At 36.8% G+C, this 8,428-nt stretch carries 10 protein-coding genes and 3 pseudogenes; 1 reads left to right on the forward strand and 12 read right to left on the reverse strand.

Features of this window, described 5'->3' with window-relative positions:
* From BUA78_RS20760 to BUA78_RS21155, 7 genes and pseudogenes are all read right to left on the reverse strand, one after another.
* Positions 1-1,058 (reverse strand): annotated as a pseudogene (locus tag BUA78_RS20760) (hypothetical protein); the annotation flags it as partial.
* Entirely contained in the window at positions 961-1,347 is a 387-nt protein-coding gene (locus tag BUA78_RS19995; protein ID WP_072917818.1) for an RHS repeat-associated core domain-containing protein, read from the reverse strand. The gene BUA78_RS19995 and the pseudogene BUA78_RS20760, both read right to left, overlap by 98 nt.
* 255 nt (positions 1,348-1,602) lie before the next feature.
* Positions 1,603-1,997 (reverse strand): annotated as a pseudogene (locus tag BUA78_RS21150) (DUF4279 domain-containing protein).
* A 323-nt stretch (positions 1,998-2,320) separates the two neighbouring features.
* Positions 2,321-2,596: a hypothetical protein gene (locus BUA78_RS19345; protein WP_072917820.1), complete on the reverse strand. Its 276-nt coding sequence runs from the start codon at positions 2,594-2,596 to the stop codon at positions 2,321-2,323.
* Positions 2,597-3,073: 477 nt separating this feature from the next.
* The gene (locus BUA78_RS19355; protein ID WP_072917823.1) at positions 3,074-3,337 is read right to left on the reverse strand and encodes a hypothetical protein; all 264 of its coding nucleotides are present in this window, start codon (positions 3,335-3,337) and stop codon (positions 3,074-3,076) included.
* Between the two features lie 591 nt (positions 3,338-3,928).
* The gene (locus BUA78_RS19360) at positions 3,929-4,243 is read right to left on the reverse strand and encodes a hypothetical protein (RefSeq protein ID WP_072917825.1); all 315 of its coding nucleotides are present in this window, start codon (positions 4,241-4,243) and stop codon (positions 3,929-3,931) included.
* A 78-nt stretch (positions 4,244-4,321) separates the two neighbouring features.
* Entirely contained in the window at positions 4,322-4,855 is a 534-nt protein-coding gene (locus BUA78_RS21155; protein WP_139257471.1) for a polymorphic toxin type 37 domain-containing protein, read from the reverse strand.
* Between BUA78_RS21155 and BUA78_RS19370 the strand changes: the two are divergent.
* Positions 4,821-5,100: pseudogene (locus BUA78_RS19370) on the forward strand (transposase); the annotation flags it as partial. The gene BUA78_RS21155 and the pseudogene BUA78_RS19370 overlap by 35 nt on opposite strands.
* 137 nt (positions 5,101-5,237) lie before the next feature.
* Here the strand turns inward: BUA78_RS19370 and BUA78_RS19375 are convergent.
* The 5 genes from BUA78_RS19375 to BUA78_RS20520 form a co-directional block, all read right to left on the reverse strand.
* Entirely contained in the window at positions 5,238-5,564 is a 327-nt protein-coding gene (locus BUA78_RS19375; protein ID WP_072917830.1) for a hypothetical protein, read from the reverse strand.
* A 39-nt stretch (positions 5,565-5,603) separates the two neighbouring features.
* Entirely contained in the window at positions 5,604-6,701 is a 1,098-nt protein-coding gene (locus BUA78_RS19380) for an RHS repeat-associated core domain-containing protein (protein WP_476580469.1), read from the reverse strand.
* Between the two features lie 394 nt (positions 6,702-7,095).
* A complete protein-coding gene (locus BUA78_RS19385) occupies positions 7,096-7,470 on the reverse strand; it encodes a hypothetical protein (RefSeq protein ID WP_072917835.1) in 375 nt (124 codons plus the stop codon).
* Positions 7,471-7,486: 16 nt separating this feature from the next.
* A complete protein-coding gene (locus BUA78_RS19390; protein ID WP_072917837.1) occupies positions 7,487-7,906 on the reverse strand; it encodes a DUF4279 domain-containing protein in 420 nt (139 codons plus the stop codon).
* Between the two features lie 75 nt (positions 7,907-7,981).
* A partial coding sequence (locus BUA78_RS20520) for a hypothetical protein (protein WP_207650521.1) occupies positions 7,982-8,428 on the reverse strand: 447 nt, incomplete at its 5' end.

The raw sequence follows: 8,428 nt of genomic DNA on the forward strand, positions 1-8,428 counted from the left end.
TGCCCATTGTTCGTATAAAATGTAATATAGAATCCATTTATTGTTCCGTCATGGTAAAAGTAAAAGCTTTCTGTATAAGTAGTTCCATTTACAATATCAATGGTATAGTTACACAAATATTCATTATCGCTTCCTTTATATATTCTCCAATAACCATTACTTTGTTTGGTTGCATATGTGTTTGAGGGATAACTATATAATTTAGATAATTGATTTTGCTCAAATAAGTTTGTGGTTCCTTGTTCCACCATAACTGCTTGACCAAACTTACTGGCCTCATAACGGGGTTGGTTTGTAGAAACTTGTGTACCATCTTGTTTGTAAGCTATTGATGGGCGGGTGAATCTAATATCAGGCAGATATATGGTCGGATCAATCTTTACAGGATAAACCGCCTTATTAAGCCACTCAGGATCAACGGTAAGCTTTAATAATCCTTTTTTGGTAAACTCAAGGGTCACTAAATTACAGCAATTGCCGTTCATATCAACCGCATAGGGATTGGCCATATAAAACAATTGCTCGGATGTATTGGTATCAAAAAAGCTAATTTCTCCACTAGATTGTTTCTCGTATTCAGCATTATTCATATTTAGTTGAAAAAAGAAATCACTCATTCCAGTATATTTTTGAATAATTATGTCCTCTTTGAGTCTATTTTTTTCCAATGTATATCTAATGCTTGTATCAGGATAGATGTTTTCATATGTAATGGTGTTATTGTAGACACTCCCTGAAACTGACCCGGGGTTTAAAGGACTGATTAATAGGTTTGCATTACCTTGGGAAAAGCTAAGTAGTCCATTACCAGACTTAGGCTTAAAAGCAGCTGTGTATAGTCCTTTTTTATTTTTAATGGAAAATGAGCCGTCAGCTTCACTACTGACTGAGTAATTTTTTTCAATATTGCTTTCTAGAGCTAATTCATTAAACTCTATATTTGGATCAATTATTTTATCTTTATTTCCCAAAACTATACGATCTGATGACACATTCAAAAAATCTGGTTTGATGGACTCTGATGCGAAAGAAACGGAAGGAAAACAAATAATTTCTATAACTAATACAAGTAAAAAACAAAATGATATTTTTTTCATGTAAAATCCCTTCTTTATCCAAACAGTAAATAATATTATGAATATTATGACTTAAATGGACATTTTCCTTTGGATATATTGTCTTATAATGTCGGTTATAAAATATTAATATATGCTGCATATATCCCCCTGTGTTAGTATAGTTATCATAAACCCCTAAAACATTTATAGTTATGGTCGGGTCATAGTATCTGGATCTTAGGTAGTACAGTCCACTTTCGTCATCATAGTACTCACCTGCATATCTCACAGGAGAAAATCTATTATTGCCATTAGAAATGAGTAATTCATAAACAACAATGCCAATGACGGAGGAGAAATCTCACCTTCCCACCGTCATTGGCGATAGTTTCAAACATAGATATTTATCAGATTTGGCAATGAACTGTTTACCGCCAATCAGCATGATTCGCTACATCTTACGGACGCACCCCTGCACCACCTTTAGAATGACCTATAGATTCCTACATAACGTCTCTTTATCCCTCATGGGGCTAATCATATTTTAAAAAATATACAAATCTAAATCAAATTCTGCACCTATAAAATCTACAAATCCAATCACCATATTATCTAAATAGATAGCAGGTGTAATATTTTCTTCAATGTTCACTACAATAAAAAATTTGCAGACTAAATCCATTTCCTTTTTCAATTCACAAATTATTTCTTTCTTGGTTTCTAATTTATCCAGTAACACATCTAATAGCTCACTAACAAAGTTTCCACATATCCTGTGCTAATACTCCAACATGTTTCTTTTCTTTCTATATTCCGGGTACTTCTACTACCTTTTAAATACTGCTCTCTGGGTTCTATCAACAATTTCGAAGTCACTTCTTCAGGGTTAAAATCGTCACCAAGAATACAAAATTCAACCATTATGTTGGTTTTATCCATTTACTCCAAACTCCTTACTTTTTATATTCCCCTGTAGGAATTGGTGTCTCATCAACTTCAATTCTACCATCAACTGCTTACTATCCCGTTTTCTTTTTTGCGAAACTTATTTTACCTTATCGTTCCCTGCCGCGATTTCCTTCTTCTGGGCAAGCAAAAATTTTGCCGTTTGTTTTCTAAATAGGCATTATTTAGGCTCAACCATCAGCAAATATCTGATAGTCGAGCCTTTTACACGCAAAACTTTCGATTGAATCCTTAACGAACCGTCCCCATTAACTTCTAGTCCACAGCATCCGAAACTGTGTAGCCTAGGGAATTTTTCATTCAGAACTTTTAATCATTGCATTAAACCGCAATATCCAGTTCCTAATGTCAGCTTCATTATGAAGGTAATCCTTCGGCGAATCTTTTAAATCAACACCTCTTAATATATCTAAAGCTTTCCAAATAGATATATCATTTTGACTCAATGAACTCTCACTTTCAAAGCATTGCGATACCTTTTCAGCCCAGTTAGAAACAGCCTCTCGACTTATTTTTCCTTCAAGAACTTGCTGAAGCTTTTCAATGACGTCATCAAGTGTAGGCTCGTTCATTCTTATCACCACTTTCCTGTATAATTGCCATTTGCGTCAAACATTAATGTATCTTGTCAGGACCAAGTTGCGGTCTAACTTGTCTTACATTTCCCGCGTGATCCAACGTCTCTTGCCATGTCCTTATATTCCCGGTTGATGGACTTAATTCTTGAACTACTCTTCGTCCCGCCATTTCTCCTGACTTCGAAGCTGGTACTAATTCTCCATAGTAACGTATCCTTCCATCAGGCAATAATTTTCTTGCAGATTGGCCATACTCTTCAGTGTATTTCAAATCCTTTTTGAGCAAGTCAACTGTGAAAGAACTGCCAGCTCTTGTCGCCCCCTTAATCCCTTTAACAAGCTTAAGGAGAACCAATCCAGGGTTTTCAGGAAACGGAACAGGTTGAAAAGTTATAGTTTCTACATACCCACAGGGATCGTTCCCTCACTTTTTATAGTCAGATTCCCTAATGTTTTACAGAAAGAAAACCCCTACCGAGATACATAAAATACATCAATCAGATCTTCTAACACCTTTCCTTGTCTAGATAATTTATATTTTTCATCGAAACCTACTGTTTGTAGTTTTTCTAAACACAAATCTCTTATCTCATCGGCAGCATCATTGGTGATATCAATTTCCCATTTGTTATTAAATAATTTTCCTTTTTCAATATCCTGTACTAAATTTTCTCTTTCTTGCAGAACACATTTCACTAAGTATTCTTTTTGTGATTGCAAAATACGTATGTTCATTCTATCAACCCCAACTCCCTGGGTAATTTAGTCGCCTTACTAGATGATGTTGGATTTACCAATATAATTTTTCCTGTTTCTGGATAGGCGACTTCTCCCGCCCTTCCAATAAACCTTTGACTTTTACGACCAAGACTATCTGTAACAACATCATTTATCTTGGATTATCAGGAGAATTACCAAAAATATAATATGGTACAACATTATACATTCCAGTCCATTTCTGTGTGAACTTCCCCTTGATCATGTGGGCTCGAGCTACTGATACAAAAAGAACTCAGCATCCCTCTGCACCCCTGGTCATATGCTTTACAGCCAGCAAGTTTTGCTGTTAAGACTGGTGATTCCCTAGGACACGCGAAGCCTCCTTGGGAACCGTAAATTAATAGCTTGGTACCTTATCCACTACCTAGTTGCTATTCTTAATATTTATCGTATATTCTTTTCGAAACGGTTCCCTGTCTTTTCATAATTCCCTCCTGTTATCACATCCTAACAGAAGATATATTTATCACTATCAATAAAATTCCTGATACTATCATACATTGACATATCGCCATAAATCGGTGGCAACTTTCCACGTATCTTAAATCATTCATCAAGTAAATATCTATTAATGACTAGTTTCTCTTTCCTTTCTGGAAAATAACTCTTTTCACAGTAAGAACTGTCTAAATGTAGTGTGCCATGAATTCCATTAACATTCCTTTTATCCATTTTTTTTGAATATACTTTTAACCAAAAAGCTTGGATTTCTGGCTTGTCATAGTCCAAATATTCCGTTAGGTCACTTAAAAATACTACATCCATTTCATTCCCAAATATTTTACCGAAAGTCTCATCATCAATGGCATATATTTCAAATACGCTATTACGTGCTCCATCAATAATCTGTATGTTTTTCACTTCAGTACCTCCATTTTACTTAAATCAAGGTCCATTTATATGGACATACCATCCCACCTTTTACTACTGTGTGAAGACTCACTTAGGATATACGTTAGTGAGACTACCATTTGAATATTGTACATCCCAGTGCGAGCCACCATGAGCGTTTCCAGGATTGGTAGACACCCAAACATTTCCCCTCTTGTCTGGATAACCATATTGACCACCACGAGTCTGGGCTTTTTTACCGTCCCAATTTTTGGGTGGGACAAACTCATCTTTTTTCGTTGGAACTCCTGGGTTATACGGATGGTCTTTGCCAGGCTGAACTTCTTCACCCTCCGCAAAAAATCTATCATAAATATCCTGTGCTAACTTGACCGTAGCAGCAGTTGCTGCAGTCCCAAGTGCAACAACTCCTGCTGCTACCTCAGGTGCTACAGCTGCTCCGGCTATAGCTGGAACAAACGCTACCTTTCCATTTGATGGTAAAGCTGTAGTTCTGGCTATTTCTGCGCCGATTCTTGCTGCCTCGGCAAAAGCCCCGCCCCTATTCCACTGGTCACTATATTTACCACTAAATAAGTTAATGAATAAAGAAAAATGGGGTAAGCGGCATCCAATTATTATTAGGTCCTGGGAGAATAATTGGTTAGAATTAACAACATACTTGAATATCCCTATGAACTCAGAAAAATGATATATACCACAACATCATTGAGAGCAGCTACGGAAGGTTACCAAGACAAAGACTGCTTACCCAATAGATGATGCACTAAGAAAGATAATATATCTTGCTACCGTAGGGTATAGCCAAGAAATGGACTATGCCAGTACGAGATTGGAGAGGTTGTGTATCCCAATTAGCGATATAATTTGGTGATCGATCAGCACTGTTGGCATAACTCAAGGGTTACTCCTAATGAGTTTAACGCTTTGGTTCTCCTGTAGATAGCCATAAAAACGGGCTAAGAACTTTTGAATAGTTGCCCATTGTTCTGTTATACAGGAGTTATTGCATTAGAATCAGTTTTATGAATTGAACTGTAAAAAATACATCAATAACTATATACGAGAGATTCAATGTAAAGCTGATAATAAACTCTCGGGTTTGATCCTTTTCATGTTGATAAGCAACAATTGAAAATATTAAGCCAATAAGTGAAACAAAACCAGCTAAAATTGTTCCTATGATAAAAAGAGTAATTATATTTGCTAAGGCAGGGCTTTCATTCATTAGCTTGGATTTTGCTATTGACATAGTCAAGGTTACCAAAAAAATTGCCCAGCAGGTTGTACCTATCCAAAAAGATTTTTTATTAAGATTAGGTTTTTCCATTCTTCCTCCCATAAATAACAGTTTGTTTTTGTTATATCTTTATTTAAAAAGAGCTGGTACAACCTGTCCTGTCGCCCTTATTCTGTCTCCAAATGTAGTTGTATCCTCAGGTTCATTACCAAGTACATAGTAAGGAAGCATATCGTAGTAGAAGTGATTAGACGGATCACTTGGCGAAGCAAAATTGTACGTTCCTTTGTTTACAGGGTCTATTACCAAATTTCCTTGGCTATTGTAAATCGCTTCCATTTTACCATTAGGGGAGATATATTTTACATTTGATTCATTACCTTCCCCTATTTGATGTAAAACAGATTTTGATTTAGGCAATTTAATCCACTTAACTCTTATTGCATCTTGTTCACTATATGGAGGATTATTTAACTTATTACGGTTATAGTGAAGCATCTCTAAATAATACAAAGTTTCCATTTGTACTCCTTTTCCATAGGGATCGTTACCCCTTGCGCCCTGTAAAACCTCAGGATCTAAATATTTTTTGCGCAAATTAGGATTATCCAGTATTGGTGTAGTCATTGCTACTCTGGTATATTTTAAATTTGTGAACTGGTCACTATATTTACCACTAAATAAATTAATGAAACTACCAATAAAATCTAAGCTATTGCTAACAGAGCTACTGCCTCCGGAACTACTACCTCCAGAACTATTGCTTCCAGAGTATGAACTTCCCCCTTTATTGCGTGAGCTGCCAGTACTAATTCCAATTGCAACACCAATTCCAATACCGATTACTGCTCCTATCAGTGAATGCCCTGAAGGATCCACATACGATAACGGATCATTCTCCACGTAGGTATATAGATTCAAACTTAGGGGATTGGTAATATCCCCTTCATAGGAGTCTCTGGATATAAACCTTCCTATGGTCGGGTCATAGTATCTGGATCTTAGGTAGTACAGTCCGCTTTCGTCGTCATAGTACTCACCTGCATATCTCAGTGGATTGGTTACCTGCTCTTGTTTGGTAAGGATATTACCCCATTCATCGTACGCATAATTGTTGACGATATTGCCATTTTGGTCCATAACCTGGGTTACGTCTCCATGGCCGTTGTACAGGTAGTAGTAATAGTTGCCATTGATTTTTCGTGCCAGGGCATTGTGCCCCCAGATGGTTGTGCGATAACACCACCACTGTCGTTTGTCTCAGCGATAACTCTACCTTCATTGTCGTAATGATATCTGATGGTGCCAGAAGGGACAACTTTTTTATTCCTTAATCCTTTTCATGGCGCATACCTGATTGATGTATCAACCTTTTCCTGTAACGCTCAATACCGCAGCTTTTGACTGCGGCACCAACAGGCGGTTTGAGACCTGCACCTGAATACCGATTCCGAGAAACCTGCTCTCATCTCTTATAAAGCATGATTGATTGCCTTTCCTCGCTCTCCTTTCGTTGCAATCAACTCTTCAGGACACACTTTGTCGCTTACTGAGCGTGTCCCTTTTCCCAAAGAAAAACCTTGAGGATGCCTCCCTCAAGGTCTCATTTCAAATCACCACTTTATTCAGAACCGAATATCTCTTCTTTCAATTTTTTCATTTCCTGTATCATCCCATCCATTTGCTTTTGATCGAATACACAATTGCTTTCACCTGCAAGGAAATATAGTTTTAGCCAATACGCATTATCTTGGACGTAAGTTTGAATTGCCTTTTCCACTATTTCCTTATTCAAACTTCTTACAATTATATCTGGAGGTGAAGCTGGAATATAATCAAGACCTTCCTTATCCATATACCAATAGTAATTACTAGGTGTTGTAACCACCATAGTATATGTCATACCATTATCAAGTTTAACAAAGATATCCATATTTCCGTTCTCTTTATCTAAACTGTCGTAATACAAAGGATACTCAATATTTATGATTTTCATAGCAAACCTCCGATCATTAACCTCCTTCAGGTGGATATAGATTCACAACTAATTCAAGTGAATTTTCCGTAAGCTCTTTTAATAATTCATGGTCCAACGTAAAACCACCTTGCCCGTTTTCCGAAGAAAATGAGCAAACAATGTCAATTTCACATTCTAACTGTAACTCTCTTATAAATTCTTTTTTTGTTCTTAGAAAGGACAGTATGTGTCTAATATGCACTTCCAGTGATTCATATTTGTTTAACCCACTTTCTAATAGCCATATGTTTTCTTCTCTTATTTTAGAATTTGGGTTTCTTCGGCTATATGGCTGCCCTTTTAAACTACATCTGGTCGGTCTTGTATTTAAAATATTACTTATTTCTTCAATGCTCTTCTTGCGGCTAACAATTCTAAGAACCGCTGTACTAGAATGGTCGTTATTGCTGTTCATACTAACTAAACCTCCTTCCCGTGCATAGTAAGTTCTCTTAAATTTCTAAACATGTTCATTTAGCTCTCAATTTAATCAATCTAAATAATCATGAATATTTCCTATAGAATCGCCAATACCTCCGCCAGGAGTTTTGGGATAAACTTCTCCAGTTTCAGTATCTACTACTACATCTGGATTCCTATTCTTCGTACCACTTCTCCATTTTATCCCTTGTTTTACTTTTTCAATTGCATCTTTAACTTCAGCTGTACTTTTCCCTATTTTACCTGCTATTTTACCAGGTTTATCTGTTAAGTTCTTATTATCATTATCCTCCACAAAAAATCGATCGTAAACATCCTGTGCTAACTTGACCGTAGCAGCAGTTGCTGCAGTCCCAAGTGCAACAACTCCTGCTGCTACCTCAGGTGCCACAGCTGCTCCGGCTATAGCTGGAACAAACGCTACCTTTCCATTTGATGGTAAAGCTGTAGTTCTGGCTATTTCTGCGCCGATTCTTGCTGCCTCGGCAAAAGCCCC

The sequence above is a fragment of the Desulforamulus aeronauticus DSM 10349 genome (genome assembly GCF_900142375.1).
GTDB classification, from domain to species: domain Bacteria; phylum Bacillota; class Desulfotomaculia; order Desulfotomaculales; family Desulfotomaculaceae; genus Desulfotomaculum; species Desulfotomaculum aeronauticum.

Excerpts from the sequence above, each read along its gene's own strand:
- BUA78_RS19345 (WP_072917820.1), bottom strand. The coding sequence starts at position 2,596 with ATGAACGAGCCTACACTTGATGACGTCATTGAAAAGCTTCAGCAAGTT.
- BUA78_RS19355 (WP_072917823.1), bottom strand. The coding sequence starts at position 3,337 with ATGAACATACGTATTTTGCAATCACAAAAAGAATACTTAGTGAAATGT.
- BUA78_RS19375 (WP_072917830.1), bottom strand. The coding sequence starts at position 5,564 with ATGGAAAAACCTAATCTTAATAAAAAATCTTTTTGGATAGGTACAACC.
- BUA78_RS19385 (WP_072917835.1), bottom strand. The coding sequence starts at position 7,470 with ATGAAAATCATAAATATTGAGTATCCTTTGTATTACGACAGTTTAGAT.
- BUA78_RS19390 (WP_072917837.1), bottom strand. The coding sequence starts at position 7,906 with ATGAACAGCAATAACGACCATTCTAGTACAGCGGTTCTTAGAATTGTT.